12 protein-coding genes and 1 tRNA gene are annotated in these 15,144 nt (G+C 65.1%); 4 read left to right on the top strand and 9 right to left on the bottom strand.

All coding sequences use genetic code 11. The features are described 5' to 3' along the window. Positions 1-71 precede the first annotated feature (71 nt). From thiC to ACXJKQ_RS07865, 4 genes are all read left to right on the top strand, one after another. Complete coding sequence (thiC, locus tag ACXJKQ_RS07880) at positions 72-1,958, top strand: phosphomethylpyrimidine synthase ThiC (protein WP_457105211.1); 1,887 nt, start codon at positions 72-74, stop codon at positions 1,956-1,958. 320 nt (positions 1,959-2,278) lie between these two features. Beyond that, on the top strand, positions 2,279-2,617 hold the full coding sequence (locus tag ACXJKQ_RS07875) for a hypothetical protein (RefSeq protein WP_457105210.1): 339 nt from the start codon (positions 2,279-2,281) through the stop codon (positions 2,615-2,617). A gap of 372 nt (positions 2,618-2,989) precedes the next feature. Beyond that, a tRNA-Gly gene (locus ACXJKQ_RS07870) sits at positions 2,990-3,064 on the top strand. 636 nt (positions 3,065-3,700) lie between these two features. Next, complete coding sequence (locus tag ACXJKQ_RS07865; RefSeq protein ID WP_457105209.1) at positions 3,701-5,788, top strand: hypothetical protein; 2,088 nt, start codon at positions 3,701-3,703, stop codon at positions 5,786-5,788. A 450-nt stretch (positions 5,789-6,238) separates the two neighbouring features. On the opposite strand, the gene ACXJKQ_RS07860 is transcribed toward ACXJKQ_RS07865, so the two are convergent. The 9 genes from ACXJKQ_RS07860 to ACXJKQ_RS07820 form a co-directional block, all read right to left on the bottom strand. After that, entirely contained in the window at positions 6,239-6,826 is a 588-nt protein-coding gene (locus ACXJKQ_RS07860) for a c-type cytochrome (protein ID WP_457105208.1), read from the bottom strand. After that, positions 6,813-8,087 carry a sulfite dehydrogenase gene (gene soxC / locus ACXJKQ_RS07855; protein ID WP_457105306.1) on the bottom strand — a complete coding sequence of 425 codons (1,275 nt, stop codon included), beginning with the start codon at positions 8,085-8,087 and terminating at the stop codon, positions 6,813-6,815. The genes ACXJKQ_RS07860 and soxC overlap by 14 nt, the downstream gene beginning before the upstream one ends. Positions 8,088-8,200: 113 nt before the next feature. Beyond that, positions 8,201-9,649 (bottom strand): class I adenylate-forming enzyme family protein, encoded by a 1,449-nt coding sequence (locus tag ACXJKQ_RS07850; protein WP_457105207.1) that lies wholly within the window; start codon positions 9,647-9,649, stop codon positions 8,201-8,203. After that, positions 9,646-10,467 carry an enoyl-CoA hydratase-related protein gene (locus tag ACXJKQ_RS07845; protein WP_457105206.1) on the bottom strand — a complete coding sequence of 274 codons (822 nt, stop codon included), beginning with the start codon at positions 10,465-10,467 and terminating at the stop codon, positions 9,646-9,648. The genes ACXJKQ_RS07850 and ACXJKQ_RS07845 overlap by 4 nt, the downstream gene beginning before the upstream one ends. Positions 10,468-10,487: 20 nt before the next feature. After that, positions 10,488-11,723 carry an MFS transporter gene (locus tag ACXJKQ_RS07840; protein ID WP_457105205.1) on the bottom strand — a complete coding sequence of 412 codons (1,236 nt, stop codon included), beginning with the start codon at positions 11,721-11,723 and terminating at the stop codon, positions 10,488-10,490. A 12-nt stretch (positions 11,724-11,735) separates the two neighbouring features. Next, positions 11,736-12,956 (bottom strand): ABC transporter substrate-binding protein, encoded by a 1,221-nt coding sequence (locus tag ACXJKQ_RS07835; protein WP_457105204.1) that lies wholly within the window; start codon positions 12,954-12,956, stop codon positions 11,736-11,738. A 150-nt stretch (positions 12,957-13,106) separates the two neighbouring features. Continuing rightward, the gene (acuI, locus tag ACXJKQ_RS07830; RefSeq protein ID WP_457105203.1) at positions 13,107-14,090 is read right to left on the bottom strand and encodes an acrylyl-CoA reductase (NADPH); all 984 of its coding nucleotides are present in this window, start codon (positions 14,088-14,090) and stop codon (positions 13,107-13,109) included. Positions 14,091-14,113: 23 nt separating this feature from the next. Further along, the gene (gene acuR / locus ACXJKQ_RS07825) at positions 14,114-14,758 is read right to left on the bottom strand and encodes an acrylate utilization transcriptional regulator AcuR (protein WP_457105202.1); all 645 of its coding nucleotides are present in this window, start codon (positions 14,756-14,758) and stop codon (positions 14,114-14,116) included. Positions 14,759-14,925: 167 nt separating this feature from the next. Further along, on the bottom strand, positions 14,926-15,144 hold a 219-nt coding region (locus ACXJKQ_RS07820), incomplete at its 5' end, for an IS3 family transposase (RefSeq protein ID WP_457105201.1).

Genomic DNA, 15,144 nt, shown 5'->3' with positions numbered 1-15,144 from the left:
GCGTGGCGCGACCGGATCTCATCTCGGCCATCGCGTGGACCGGACCGCTCCAGAGCCAGGAGAGGCCCACGATGAACGCACCCGTTCTCCCCAAGGACGTGAAAGGCAGCCCCGAGACCGTGACCACGGGTCCGGTGACCGGATCGCGCAAGGCCTACGCGAACCCGGCCGGACGGCCGGACATCCGCGTCCCCTACCGCGAGATCGTCCTCTCCGATCCGAAGGAGGAGCCGGTGCGGGTCTACGACCCGTCGGGCCCCTACACCGAGACCGACGCCCGCATCGACCTCAATGCCGGCCTCCCCAGCGTGCGCGAGCCCTGGATCGCGGCGCGCGGCTACGCGGCCGTCGCGCCGCGGGCGGTGAAGCCCGAGGATAACGGCTTCGCGGGCGACAAGCTCGTGGCCCCCTGCCCCGCCGAGCGGACCATCCGCAAGGCGGCCCCGGGCCAGATGGTGACCCAGTACGAGTTCGCCCGCGCGGGAATCATCACCGAGGAGATGATCTACGTCGCCCATCGCGAGAACGTCTGCCGCGAGGCGATGCTCGCGGGCGCCGAGGCCGCGCTCGCGGACGGCCAGAGCTTCGGGGCCTCGGTCCCGCCGTTCATCACCCCGGAATTCGTGCGCGACGAGATCGCCCGTGGCCGGGCGATCATCCCGGCCAACATCAACCACACCGAGCTGGAGCCGATGGCGATCGGCCGGAACTTCCTGGTCAAGATCAACGCCAACATCGGCAACTCGGCCGTGACATCCTCGGCCGCCGACGAGGTCGAGAAGCTCGTCTGGTCGATCCGCTGGGGCGCCGACACGGTCATGGACCTGTCGACCGGCCGCAACATCCACAACATCCGCTCGTGGATCATCCGCAACAGCCCGGTCCCGATCGGGACAGTGCCGATCTACCAGGCGCTGGAGAAGGTCGGCGGCGACCCGCTCAAGCTCGACTGGGAGGTCTTCAAGGACACGCTGATCGAGCAGGCCGAGCAGGGCATCGACTACTTCACCATCCATGCCGGCGTGCGCCTCGCCCACGTGCCCCTGACCGCCCGGCGGGTCACAGGCATTGTCTCGCGCGGCGGCTCGATCATGGCCCGCTGGTGCCTCGCCGGGCACCGGGAATCGTTCCTCTACGAGCGGTTCGACGAGATCTGCGACATCATGCGGGCCTACGACGTCTCGTTCTCGCTGGGCGACGGCCTGCGCCCGGGCTCGATCGCCGACGCCAACGACGCCGCGCAGTTCGGCGAGCTGGAGACGCTGGGCGAGCTCACCAAGATCGCCTGGGACAAGGGTTGTCAGGTGATGATCGAAGGCCCCGGCCACGTGCCGATGCACAAGATCAAGGTCAACATGGAGAAGCAGCTGAAGGAGTGCGGCGAGGCGCCGTTCTACACCCTCGGCCCGCTGACCACCGACATCGCGCCGGGCTACGACCACATCACCTCGGGCATCGGCGCCGCGATGATCGGCTGGTTCGGCACCGCGATGCTCTGCTACGTCACGCCGAAGGAGCATCTCGGCCTTCCGGACCGGGACGACGTGAAGACCGGCGTCATCACCTACAAGATCGCCGCCCACGCCGCCGACCTCGCCAAGGGGCATCCCGCCGCGCAGCTCCGGGACGACGCGCTCAGCCGCGCCCGGTTCGACTTCCGCTGGGAGGACCAGTTCAACTTAGGGCTCGATCCGGACACGGCCCGGCGCTACCACGACGAGACCTTGCCGAAGGACGCTCACAAGGTCGCGCATTTCTGCTCGATGTGCGGGCCGAAGTTCTGCTCGATGAAGATCACGCAGGACCTGCGCGCCGAGGTGCTGGCGATGGAGGAGGCCGGCGAGGTCGTGGGCGCGTCGCCCGCGATGTCGAAGGCCGAGGCCGAGGCCGGCATGCGGGCGAAGTCGCAGGAATTCCTGGCGGAGGGCGGGAAACTCTACGTCGACGCCGCCGGCTGATACGACAACACGACCGCCAGGAAAGCCGGCTCCTTCCCGATCCGAAGGGGCCGGCAACCGCCGGACCGCCGCGCCGCGCGACACCGATCGATCCGAACCTGCTGCCCGCCACCGGGCGCGGGTTTTTCGTGTGCCACCCGGGCGGCGCTGCCCGATCCCGCACCGGAACGATGCGGGACATTTGTGGGCGCGCGCTAACGCGATCTTCATCGCATCCCCGAACGCCGATCGGCCTCCGGTGGACCGGTCTCCGGCGTTAACCGACGGTTAGGCCCCGAACCGCCTCAATCCTCCGATCACAGGATCGCAGGAGACCGGGGATGGAGATCCGACCGTTGACCACCACGACGCCGGGGCCTCAGGGACTCGATGCCCTCGGAGCGACGTCCGCCCCCGCCGTGTCGCAGGAGGCGCCAGGACCTCTTGCGAATGCTGCGCCCCTCGAACCCGCGGTGAAGCTCGATATCGGGTCGAATGGCGGAAAGGCGCGCTACATCCAGGACCGGGACACCAGCACGATCGTCTTCCAGGTGCTCGACCCGTCGTCTGGGAACGTGATCGAGCAGTTGCCGAGCGAGACGGCCCTACGCAACCGCGCCTACGATTCGGCGCGCGGCACGCTCGGATCGCAGTCCGGCAGCCTCTCCCGCGTCGCCTGAGGCCGCGCGGGCGCACGGACGGTAGTCTCGACCGGAGCCCGTCGTGGCCCCCAGGACGATCGCCTCAGAATTAGCGACTCCGGCATGGGACGGGTCGCGTTCGTCGGAAGGTGCTGCCTCGACCAAACGCCGACAACGCTCCGCACCCGCGGGCCGTTGCGCCTCGTCGTGGGCAGCGCGGCCGGTAGGCGCCGGCAATCTTCGGCGTGCCGGCGATTGCTCCTCACCGATACGTCCGAGCGCACCTTTGACCGGCCAGGATCCGTTTGACGCCATCGTCCTCGGGCTGCTAGATCGTAGCCGTACATGAGCGCACGGAGCGCATTCGGAGTTCGGTATCCGGAGCAAGCCATTTCCGTGCCGGCCATGTCGGCGGGCGTAGTTCAGTGGTAGAACGTCAGCTTCCCAAGCTGAATGTCGTCGGTTCGATCCCGATCGCCCGCTCCAACTAACCCATTGCACCTTCTGCGATATATCGTCCTCTGAGCGGCCGAGGTGTTCCCCATGTTCCCCATGGCGTTCCTCGCCGTTCCCCATGCTGCCGAGAAGCTGCTCCGGCTCCGCCGTGGCCTATTGCCGGGGTCCAGCTCGGCGCAATGAGTGCCGAACTCATGCCGAGTCACTTGACGGACGATTGGGCAAGCGAACTCGGAGGGCGTGCGCAGAGAATCGGGCCGGCACGAGCATGGCGTTGAACTGCCGCGATTGAGCAGTGAGAAGCGGGCGTTCGGCTTCGCGCCATAAGTGGACACCAGCTCAACGCCTAGTACCGGACATCCCATTTTGCAGGAACAATGGCGGCTCCGAGGGCTGGCACAGAAAGGATGATCAATTTGTGCGGGGTCTTCGACGTCATCGAACGCCGAGCGGAGGGCTCGTGGCTGTTACGCCAGTGTGCTACCGTGCCCATGATGCATTCTACGTCATGCCGTCGATGATAAACTTAACCTCGGCGATGCACTGCATCTATCGGACCATCGATACCTTCAACCTTGTTGATGTGCCCCGCACAGGCGATTGCCGGCCCGTGCGGGCACGGCTACGCATAGCACCACTCGTTCCCGCGACGGCCAGGGACCGAGAATGCCAACGCTAGCAACCGACCTAATTGGCCGCGTTAAGCGCCTGTCGCTCAAGCCCTCCGCTATTTCTGCCCTCATGCCGCTCTTCGAAGCCGTATCTAACGGGCTGCATGCAATCGACGATCGGCACCGCGACAAGGCGAAGACACAAGGTTCCATTCAGGTCGAGGTCTTGCGGGAAGACCCAAAGAAGCCCGACTCTCCCGTCATCGGATTCGTGATAGAGGATAATGGGATCGGCTTGAACGACGAGAACTACGCGTCGTTCTTGCGGCCCGACTCGCAACACAAACTCCATCGAGGTGGCGAAGGCGTTGGCCGGCTCGGATGGCTCAAAGTATTCCGAGACATCAAGGTCGAGAGCACTTACTTGGACAACTCCGGTGCACTTGCCGTGCGAGCCTTCGACTTCGTGCTCAGGGAGGACGAGCAGGTCTTGCTGAAGACCGGGATCGAGCCATTCCCGACCGGACCAGGCACTCGGATCTCGCTGCGGACCTACGACACTGCTGACGGCACGAAGTGCCCGGTCGACGCACCTACGCTGCGTCAACGTATGATCGGGCATTTCATGCAGCTCCTGGCAGCGGATCTCGCCCCGTCCATCAAGATGGCGGATGGGATCGAGACCGTGGATTTGAAGGCGGCATTCGGCGACCTCGTTCGGAACACGGCCGAGCAGCGCGTGACCATCCCGCTCGGAGAGGACGCCTCGATTGACCTCACGATCCGTCACATCCGCGCCGCGAAATCGGTCCGGCCCGACACGAACAAGAAGGCCTACAACTGCCTGTTCCTAACCGCCAACGATCGAGCGGTCGAGGAGACGGTCATCGACGATGCGATTGGCCTTAAATCCCTCGATGGCAACGAGGTTTACATCGGGTGCGTATCGGGCGCCCACCTCGACGCCCACGTCAACCAGGAACGAACTGGCTTCAGCTTTGACAGTGCGGAGAACCGCGACATCCGGCGCGCGCTTCAGGCGTCGGTCATGGTCTACCTCGACACATACGTAAGTCGATTAAAGGAGAAGAAGCACCAGCTCGTGCAGCAGGTGATCGAGGAATATCCTCAATTTCTATACTTGCACGGCGAGATGGAAGATTTCATCAATAAGCTAGCTCCTGGCGTTACCTCCAGGGAGGCCGTCTACGTGGAAATGTGCCGTCACAGATTTCGGAAGACCAACCACGAGTTCAAGCAAATAGAAGAGGTCACTAAGGCAGGTCCGAGCTTCACCGAGGAACTTGGTCGGAAAGTAGAGGCTTATCAGGACTTTGTGCAGGACCAGCAGAAAAGTGTACTCGCGGAGTACGTTCTGCTGAGGAAAAGCGTGATCGACATCTTAGACCGCTACGCTCAATTTCAAGAGGGCACAACCAAGCACTACCTCGAAGAGGCAGTGCACAAGCTCATCGTGCCGATGCGCACCGACTCGGCCAGCATCGAGATCGGTGACCATAAACTCTGGCTCATCGACGACCGCTTGGCGTTTTTCGCGCACTTTGCATCTGACCGTCCGTTAAAGTCTTACACGGACAATAAATCCCTTGACCGGCCTGATATCGCATTTTTCTACGATACCTGCTTCGCTTGGCGGGAGCAGGAAGCCGCCAACACGGTGGTATTGGTAGAATTCAAGCGCCCTTCAAGAGACGACTACGATGGCGAAGAGAACCCGCTTAAGCAAATTATGGGCTATATTAAAAATTTTAAGACATCAACGTCTTTGAAGGACACCAAGGGCCGACAACTCTCGCCACGACTGAAGAACGCAACATTTCACTGCTACATCATTGCAGACATCACGGACTCTCTTCGTGAGGCCATCGAAGGTTATCGGTTCCATGAAACACCGGATGGCCAGGGGCTTGTCGGATATCTCAACAATCCTGATGCGGTTGTAGAGATCATCTCCTATCCGAAGCTGCTAGCCGACGCAAAGATGAGAAACAGCATCTTTTTTCAGAAGCTTGGGATCACAAACATCGATCCGTCTACCTTGCACAAGGAGGACGGTGAGACCGCTATCATCGACCTGCTCGACAACTGGCCTACCAGAGCCGAGTTGGTGCCGGCCAAGTAAAGATCAGGCCGGCGAGAGCGGGTTCCGGCGGAGAGCTCTAGCGGGTCATCCTGTGGAGAGCCCTCGCCGGCGGTGGTCGCCCTTGTTCGAGACAATGAACGAGCGCCGGATCACGCCTGGCAGGACGAGGGCAACACGACATTGAACTCGCCCATGTATCCCCCCAACCGGTCCACGAACCAACGCTTGGCCGCTGACTAACGGCCTCCCTCGCGAGGTGAGCGACGACCCCGCCGGGCACATGTCCGTACGAGTTCGGGCTGATGTTATGCGGCAAGGTGCGGTTGCACCGGCAGCGGAGCTCAAGTTTCGGCCGGAAACCGGACCTTCGGCTTTGCGCCCAACCCAGACACTACCGTGCGCATATTGGCTTCCTGTGCGCAGACATCGCAGGCAGGATTTTACGTTTTATGACGCCATCCCGAATGAGGGCCAACGCGCGATGATACGCTATCGATAGAGACTAAGTTCTGGCCGAGGATCGGGGATGAACCCGCCGCGGTTGGGCATCTGCACCTTGGGTAGGCTGGTCGCATCCAAATTCTCGTCGGGCGTGATGACGTGTCCTTCCGACAAGATGTACGCGACGACCGCGTAGACTTGGTCGTCCGTGAGCGAGCCCGGCGCATTGAACGGCATCGCGCGCTTGACGTAGTCGAACAGCGTCGTGGCGTACGGCCAGTAGCTCTCAGTCGTCTTGATCGGATTATCCGACGCAAGACTGCCGCGACCGCCGACCAATCGATCGGCGCCGATGCCGGGCGCCATGTTGCCCTGGAGCTTCTCACCGTGACAGGCGGCGCACTGTTCCTGGAAGACCGTGGCGCCTTCCTGAGCATTGCCGTGACCCGGCGGCAAACCCTTCCCGCTCGGCGGGATCGAAAAGTAGGCCCCAAGCTCGGCTTCGGTGACCGGCTTGCCGACGCCGAGGCGGGTATCGGCCGCCGTCTGGGACGCCGCAGGCGTCGCGAGAAGCATAAGGCCGAGTAGAACTGACGTCGTCGGTTCAAGGCCGCGCACGCGCTCACGCATGGACATTGCTGACCTCCCCGGTGCTCGCGACGGCCCAGCTCTGGATCGCATTCAGGTGGTAGATCGAGGCGGATGGCCCGTGGTCGCCGCGGATGGCGAGCAGTTGCTGGCGCGTCGGCTGAAAGTAGCCGGTCTCGTCCACGCACCGGCTTTGCAGCACGGCGGGCGTGCCGTCCCAGGTCCAAGGGAAGGTGAAGCGCACCGTGCACATCGGCTCAGGCGCCGAGCCAAGGTAGGCCGGATACCAGGTTTTGCCCGCGTCGATCGATACGTCCACCGATTGTACGCGCCCGCGTCCGGACCAAGCGAAGCCGGTGACGTTGTAGACTCCGGGACCGGGCAGACGCATGTCGCCGGATGGGAACGTGATGACTGACTTCGCGTCCATGTCGAGCGAGAATTGCCGTGCACGGCCGTCCGCCATCAGGTCCGTGTACTTGGAGGTTTCCTCCCGCGTCATGAAGGGCTTGTCGCTGACCTCTAGTCGCCGCAGCCACTTGATGTGGGTGTTGCCCTCGTAGCCGGGCAGCAGCAGACGGACCGGGTAGCCCTGTTCGGGGCGGATCGCCTCGCCGTTCTGGCCATAGGCGATGATCCCGTCCTTGAGGAGCTTCTCCAGGGGGATGGACCGGGTCATCACGGCGGCGTCCGCGCCCTCGGCGAGAACCCAGCCTCCTCCCTCTTGCAGGCCGACCTCGCGGGCCAGGGTCGAGAAGAGCACGCCGGTCCACTCCGACGTGCTGAGCAGCCCGTGCGTGCCCTGAACCGTCTTGAGCGTCGGCTTCTTCCATTCGGTCAAGCCGTTGCCGGAGCATTCGATGAAGTGCTTGCGCGTCACCGATGGCAGGCGCTGGAGGTCGTCCATGCTGAACCGCTTCGGGGTGCCAACCATACCGTGGACGACGAGGCTGTGGCGCTTGGGATCGATGGAGGGGATGCCGCCGTGGTGCCGCTCAAAGTGTAGCCCGGAGGGCGTGATGTTGCCGACCAGCGCGGCGAGTGGGGTCAATGACCAGGACGTGTTCTCGTTGGGCGTTGGGTAGCGTACCCGTACAGCCTTCTCGAACTGTGAGCGTGATCCATAGCCGCCGTCCGCAGCGACGGGGCGGCCCTGCTCTTTGGTCGGGTCACTGGGCACATCAAAATGGCGGGCGCCGGCTGGGACTCCGTCGTCGGCCATAGTCCGACCCGCCGCAAGTGCTGCGGCGACGCCGGAACCCGCGGCGACGAGAAACCGGCGTCGGTCGGCGCCGCGGGTGGCGAACATGCCGTCGCGACAGGGGCAGGCTTCGTCTTCAGCCGGGGGCGAGGGAGCATGCTGGGCCGGCATCGTTTCCTCCGTTTTGAGTTCGGATCTGAACGGGATTAAGTACCTGATGCTCAAAGCCCCGGCAGCGCGCGATGCATGCTCGCTGTCGAAGTGTCGGTGGACACCTGTGTGATCGTACTGACCATCGCACGGCTCGCCTTACCGGTCGCGCCACATGGCAGCACGTCGCTGAAGACGATCACGTCCGGCACCTTGTAGCGTTCGAGGTTAGCCAACGCCCAGCGCCTAAGCTCGTCCACCGTCAACGCGAGCCCGGGCTTCAGCACGACTACGGCGTGGATCGCCTCGCCGAGACGTTCGTCGGGTACGCCGGCGCACAAGGTTGCAGCGACGTCCGGATGCGCGCAGAGGGCGTTCTCGATCTCCAGCGGCGAGATCTTGTTGCCGCCACGCGAGATGATCTCCTTCGAGCGTCCGACGAGCTCAACCTGACCGTCCGGTCGCAGACGTGCGAGATCTCCCGTTCTGAAGTGACTTGCCTCGAATGAGGCTTGGGTCAGCTCGGCATTGTCGAGGTAGCCCAGCATGCCGCACACGGTGCAAATCTGCAGCTCGCCCACCGCGCCGGGAGGGGCCAGCGTGCCGTCGTCTCGAACTATGCGGAACGACACGCCCTCTGTCGGGACACCGATGGACCCGGCCACCGCGGCATCCCGCGGCCAGTGGCAGAAATCGCAGGAGCCGGTCTCGGTCGATCCGTAGAGGTCGATGAGCTCGGCGTCCGGCCAGCTGCCGCAGGCCGCTTGGGCCAGGGACGGGCTGAGCGCCTCGCCCCCGGTCAGCACCGCACGGAGCTTAGGACCCGGCGGAGCACCATCGGCAAGCAAGGCCCGCAGCATGGTCGGCACCGCGGCGAGCACGGTCGCCTGCGCGGCGAGTTGGCCCGCGAGCGTCGCGCGAGTGAATTTCGGGACGAGGACGAGGGTTGCCCCAGAGCGGATCGCAAGGAGGCTCGCCCAGATGCCGAAGATGAACGTCAACTGGAGCGGCACCACGACCACATCGTCCGGACTGAAGTCCAGCAACCGATCGAGGACCGCGAGCTTGCGCGCCAGGGCATCGTGCCCGAGCACCACGCCCTTCGGTGCTCCGGTGCTGCCCGAGGTGAACACTACGAGCGCAGCCCCGTTCAGAAGTGGCCGCTCAGGCGGCGCCTCGTCCACGATCGTATCTAGGGTGAGCCCATCGACCAAGAAGCGGGCGCGCGTCGCCCGCTCGACCGCCGCGCGGGTGAGCGGCGCGGCGGTCCGATGCACGGGCACTGCGACAGCCCCTATCCGCCAGACGCCGAGCAGCGTCCCGAGATCAAGGGCTCGGTTGCCGATGCTCACATGCACGGGCTCATGCGGACGCACGCCTGCCTCGCGCAGCAATCCCGCCACGAGGTCCGCGTGCGCGTCGAGCTCGTGCCCCGACATCCCGGGGCCGAAGGCCTCGTCCACTCGGTTGCCTGGGTGGGCGAGCCCCTCGCGCATGATCGTCGCGAGCGCCCCGGTCATGACCTGGCTCCCGGGAAGCGGCTGTCCCGCCACTCCAGCGCCGCCTTGAGACCTTGAGATCGGGCGATGTCCATGAAGGCCCGTTTGTCCGGCGACCCTTCGCCCTCGATCAGCAGGTCGATGTCGAGGGCCATCTCCAAGGCCTCCAGCATGCCGCGCGCCTCGATGGAGCGGTTGATCGCCCGCTTCGTCTCCTTAACGAGGTTCGGGTCGATCGCGGCGATGTGCCGGGCGAGGTGTAGGGCGCTGTCGTCGAGATCGGCGGCGGGCACCACCCGGTTGACCATCCCGATCTCGTAGGCGCGCCGCGCCGGGATGCGGTCCTCGCCCGTGAGGATGATCTCCTTGGCGGCCTTCGGCCCGACGATCCAGGGCAGGATCATCACCACGATTCCGGCCCCGAACTTGAGTTCCGGCTCGCCGAAGAAGGCGTCCTCGGCCGCCACGGTCAGGTCGCAGGCCAGTGCCAGCTCGCAGGCGCCCGCAAGGCACGGGCCGCGCACCGCCGCGATGGTCGGCTTCGGGCAGTGCCAGAAACGCATCGGCACGTCGAAGTCCTTGCGCAGGATCGGGCGCCACTGGCTCACGCCTTCGGGGCGGAGTGCCATCTGATCCTTGAGGTCGAAGCCCGAGGAGAAGGCCGTACCGGCCCCGCGCACGATCACGGCGCGCACCGCCGCGTCGGCCTCGGCCGCGTCCATCGCCTGCGCGAGTTCGTCGAGCATGGTCGCGCTGATCGCATTGGTGCGCTCCGGTCGGTTCAGCGTGATGCGGGCCACGGGCGCGAGCGTCTCGTAGGTGATCGTCGTGAAGGTCACAGGCGGCTTTCTCCTCGCTGTCACTTGCGTCCTCCCGCCAGTCGCTTGGCCTCGGGCAGGCGCCGCAGCCGCAGCATCGAGGCGAGCCCCAGGAATGGCCCGATAGCGAGCAGTGCGAAGGCGAAGCGCCAGCCGAAATAGGTCCCCGCGAAGGCGATGAGTTGGATGCTGACGAGCGTCAGCAGGAAACCGACACAGGTTTGGACGGTCAGCATCGTGCCGATCAGCCGGCGATCGCTGAGTTCGCTCACCGCAGCGGAGAACTGCGCCGAGTCTGCGATCACGGCTACTCCCCAGAGCACGCCTACCGACAGCACCGCCCAGGCGGGGCCGCCGAACAGGAAGCCGACCGCGATGGCGCAGCAGCCGCTGGCGAGCATCGAGGCTCCGGTGACCAGGGTGCGTCCGAACCGGTCCGCCGCCCAGCCGCCGAGCATGGCACCAAAAGCTCCGGCGGCGACCACAGCGAAGGCGGCGAGTTCTGGGGGGAACGGGGGCGCATTGCCGTAGCGTTCCCGGAAGCTCGCAGCCATGAAGGCACCGATCCAGGCCCACATGGCGTAGAGTTCCCACATGTGGCCGAGATAGCCGAGGTTGGCCAGGCGCACGCCGCGGTTGCGCCACGCTTCCAGCGCGTTCTCCAGACGCAGGGGTGGCGCCTCCGACCGCAGCGGCCCGAGGCGCACGAAGCGGATCAGGGCAGCAGACAGGAGCGCCCCCAGCGCCGCGCCGAGCACCGGCAGGTGCCAGTCGAGCTGGCCGAATGCCGCCACGAGATGCGGGAGCGCCGAGCCGAGGGTGAGCGCGGCCACCAGCAGGCCGATCAGCAGCCCCAGGTCGCCCACCGCCCAGGTCGCGGCGATCTTCATGCCGACCGGGTAGACGCCGGCCATGCAGGCCCCGGTCACGAAGCGTAGCAGCGGCACCACCGGCGAAGTAGGCTCGAAGGCCAGCATCGCCAAGTTGGCGAGGCCCGCTACCACGGCGCACCCGCAGAACAGCCGGCGCAGGTCGAACCGGTCCGCTAGCCCCAACAGCGCGCTGACTAGGGTACCGGCGACGAACCCGGCCTGGACGCTGTTGGTGAGCAGAGCCTCCTGGAAGGGGCTCAACGTCCAGTGCGTGCGGATCGCGCCGATCGAGGCGGTGGTGGCGAACCACGTCGCCATTGCCGCAACCTCACTGAGAAGCAGCAGCGCCATCGCCGTCCGCTTGGCGGCGACGTCAGCGCCCTCGACCGCGTCAGGGAGCGCCATGGCCAGGCCACCTCACTTCGCGGCTGTGTTGGCCACGAGGGGGCAGCCCCCGTCGGCCATGGGCCGGAAGGCCTGCTCGCCGGGGATGGTGTCGAGAAGCTTATAGTAATCGTACGCGCCCCTCGACTCCGCCGGGCTCTTCACTTGGAACAGGTAGAGGTCGTGGATGGTGCGCCCGTCGGCGCGGATCGAGCCGTGCCCGAATAACGCGTCCTCGGTCGGCATCGCCTTCATCTGCGTGACGACCTCGGTGCCGTGATGCGCCTTGTCCTTGTCGATGGCGGCGATGGCCTTCATCCAGTGGAGCGTCGAGGCGTAGGTGCCGGCTTGGTTCATGGTCGGGTAGCGGCCACCATTGCGAGCTGCGAACCGCTTTGCCCAGGCGCGGGTGCCGTCGTTGAGGTCCCAGTAGAACGCCTCGGTCAGGGTCAGACCTTGAGCGACCTTCAGGCCGATCGAATGGATGTCGGAGATGAAGGCCAGGAGTGCGACGAGCTTCTGCCCGCCCTCGGTGAGGCCGAACTCCGAGGCCTGCTTGATGGCGTTGATCGTGTCGCCGCCAGAATTGGCGAGCGCGACGACCTGCGCGCCGCTGCCCTGGGCTTGGACAAGGTAGGAGGAGTAGTCGGTGCTCTGGAAGGGCGCGAGGACGTGGCCGAGGGACTTGCCGCCGGCCTTCGTCACGGCCTCGGTGGCATCGCGCTCAAGGGCGTGGCCGAACGCATAGTCCGTCGTGAGAAAATACCAAGATCTTCCGCCTTGCTTGATCACCGCGCGGGCCGTGCTGTTGCCGAGCGCCCAGGTGTCGTAGGTCCAGTGGACGTTCGTGCGGGTGCAGTTCTTGCCGGTCAGGTCCGAGCTGCCAGCGCTGGCGATGAGAAAGGCCTTATTCCTCTCGCTCGCGATGTTCGAGACGGCAAGCGCAACCGACGATGTCGGCACGTCGACAATGGCGTCGACATGGTCTACGTCAAACCAGCGCCGCACGATAGCCGCACCGATATCGGGCTTGTTCTGGTGGTCGGCCGATAGAACCTCGACACGGAAGCCCTTGTTCTCCGGCTTGAAGTCTTCAACCGCCATGCGTGCGGCATCGACCGATCCGGGGCCGGCGATGTCGGCGTAGAGGCCGGACTGGTCGTTCAGCACGCCGATGCGAAAGGTCGGCAGAGGATCGGCGTGCGCAGCAGCCGTGCCGCTGAACAGCATCGCCAGCGCGAATACACCCTTCATGGTCGTTCCTCCATTGTTATGAGCGGACTGCGATTGTTTTTGTCAGTCCGGCGGCGGCGCCGCGCTTGTCGTCAAGTCATTGTATTCAGATTTTCCTCGTGCTCTTGTTACATGCGCCAGCAGTCGAACTGCCGGGTCGGATCGAGACCTTTAGCGGTTGACGTCGACGACCACACGGCCGCGCACCTGGCCGGCCATCAGGCGCTCTGCCGTGGCTACGACATCCGACAGGCCGATTTCGTTCGTAATTGCGTCGAGCTTGACCGGGTCCAGGTCACGGGCAAGCCGGCCCCAGGCTTCAAGCCGCTCAGGCCGCGGGCACATCACGCTGTCGATGCCGATCAGGCTGACACCACGCAGGATGAACGGGGCCACACTCGCCGGCAGATCCATGCCCTGAGCGAGACCGCAGGCCGTGACGACGCCACGGTACTTCGTGGCAGCACAGACGTTCGCGAGGGTGTGGCTGCCGACCACGTCGACAGCCCCCGCCCAGCGCTCCCGGGCGAGCGGCTTGCCCGGCTGCGAGAACGCCGCCCGGTCGACCACCTCAGCTGCGCCGAGTCCGCGCAGGTAGCTGGCCTCCTCCGAGCGTCCGCTTACCGCCACGACGGTGTAGCCGAGCCGCGACAGGAGGGCGACCGCGGTGCTGCCGACGCCGCCGGCCGCGCCGGTGACGACGACCTCGCCCTTGTCCGGGCTTACGCCGTGGCGTTCGAGCGCGATCACGCACAGCATCGCAGTGTAGCCGGCGGTGCCGATGGACATCGCTTGGCGCGGAGTGAACGCCTCGGGCAGCGGGACCAGCCAGTCGCCCTTTAGGCGCGCGACCTGTGCCAGCCCGCCCCAGTGGGCCTCGCCGACACCCCAGCCGTTGAGGATGACTTGATCACCCGTCTTGTAATCGGGATGTCGAGACTCGCGGACGGTGCCAGCGAGGTCGATGCCCGGCGCCAGCGGGAACTTGCGCACCACCTGGCCCTTGCCGGTGATCGCGAGTCCGTCCTTGTAGTTCAGCGTCGAGTAGGCAACATCGACGGTGACGTCGCTATCGGGCAGGTGCGCCTCGTCGATCTCGCGCAAGCCGGCGCGGTAGCCCGCCTCATCCTTTTCGATCACAATCGCCTTGAACATCCGGTGCACTCCGCGGGTGGCGCTCAGCGCGCCAGACAGGTCAGGAACAGGTTGGCGAAGAGGTCGAGGGGCTCAGGGTTGCGCTCAAGTTTTGCGCGGAGGACCGCGCCCTCCCAGCCGATCCAGAAGAAGGCTGCCAGTGCCGTGCAATCGGCGTCCGCGGCGATCTCACCGGCGGCCTGGGCATCTCTGAGACAGCGCTCAGTCCGCGTCTGCCAGTCCAGCAGAACCCCATGCAGGCGGTCCCGGAAAGACTCCGGTAGGGCGCTCATCTCTTGCCCGAGATTGCCGACGACGCAGCCGCGGCGGAACTCGTAGCGCGCCATACCGACACGCGCGTCGGCGACGAAGTTCCTCAGGCGCTGAAGTGGGGCCGTCCTTTCGTCGAGCAACCAGCGGTCGAGCTTGCGCGCGAAATAGTTCGCGTACGCGTCGACGAGCTCGGCACCGAAGACATCTTTGCTCGCGAAGTAGTGGTAGAACGAACCCTTCGGCACACCGGCGCTGCGTAGGACCTCTTCGAGGCCGGTGGCTGAGTACCCCTTCTCCGACAGCAGTGCGACGCCGGCTCGGATCAAGGCCTCTCGCGACATTCCGTAGGCCGGCTCCAGCCGCGGCGGGCGCCCCCTCTTCCGTGCCGTGACTGCTGATACCGATTCGGACTTCATGATTTAGAAATAGACCGGTTAATTATTAAAGGCAACGACGGATGGAAGCAGCTGTTGGACCGGTCTCGTCCTCAGCTGTTCGCCGAAACGAGCCAAAGGCCGTTAAGCGCTGAGGTCGTATCGTTCGGACCTGAGGCGTTGGGCCAGTATCAGGACCGAACAAGCTTCTAGGTGTTCAGTCCCGAGGTGAGATGGGTTGGGTCGTATCTGAACCGGCCTGGGTCGTCTGCCCAGGCTCGGCAGGTCGCTTCGTATGGCGTGAGGCCGCGTAGGGTCTTGAGCCGCCGGGCGAAGTTGTAGGCATCCAGGAAAGCGGCGAGGTGTTCCCGCAGTTGGTCGTGGCTGTCGTAGTGGTAGCGCTTGACGGTCGCGTCCTTGAGGGTCTC

The organism is Methylobacterium sp. P5_C11, from assembly GCF_054049775.1.
The sequence above is the reverse complement of the archived record's forward strand: the minus strand, read 5'-3'. Positions and strand labels throughout refer to the sequence as shown.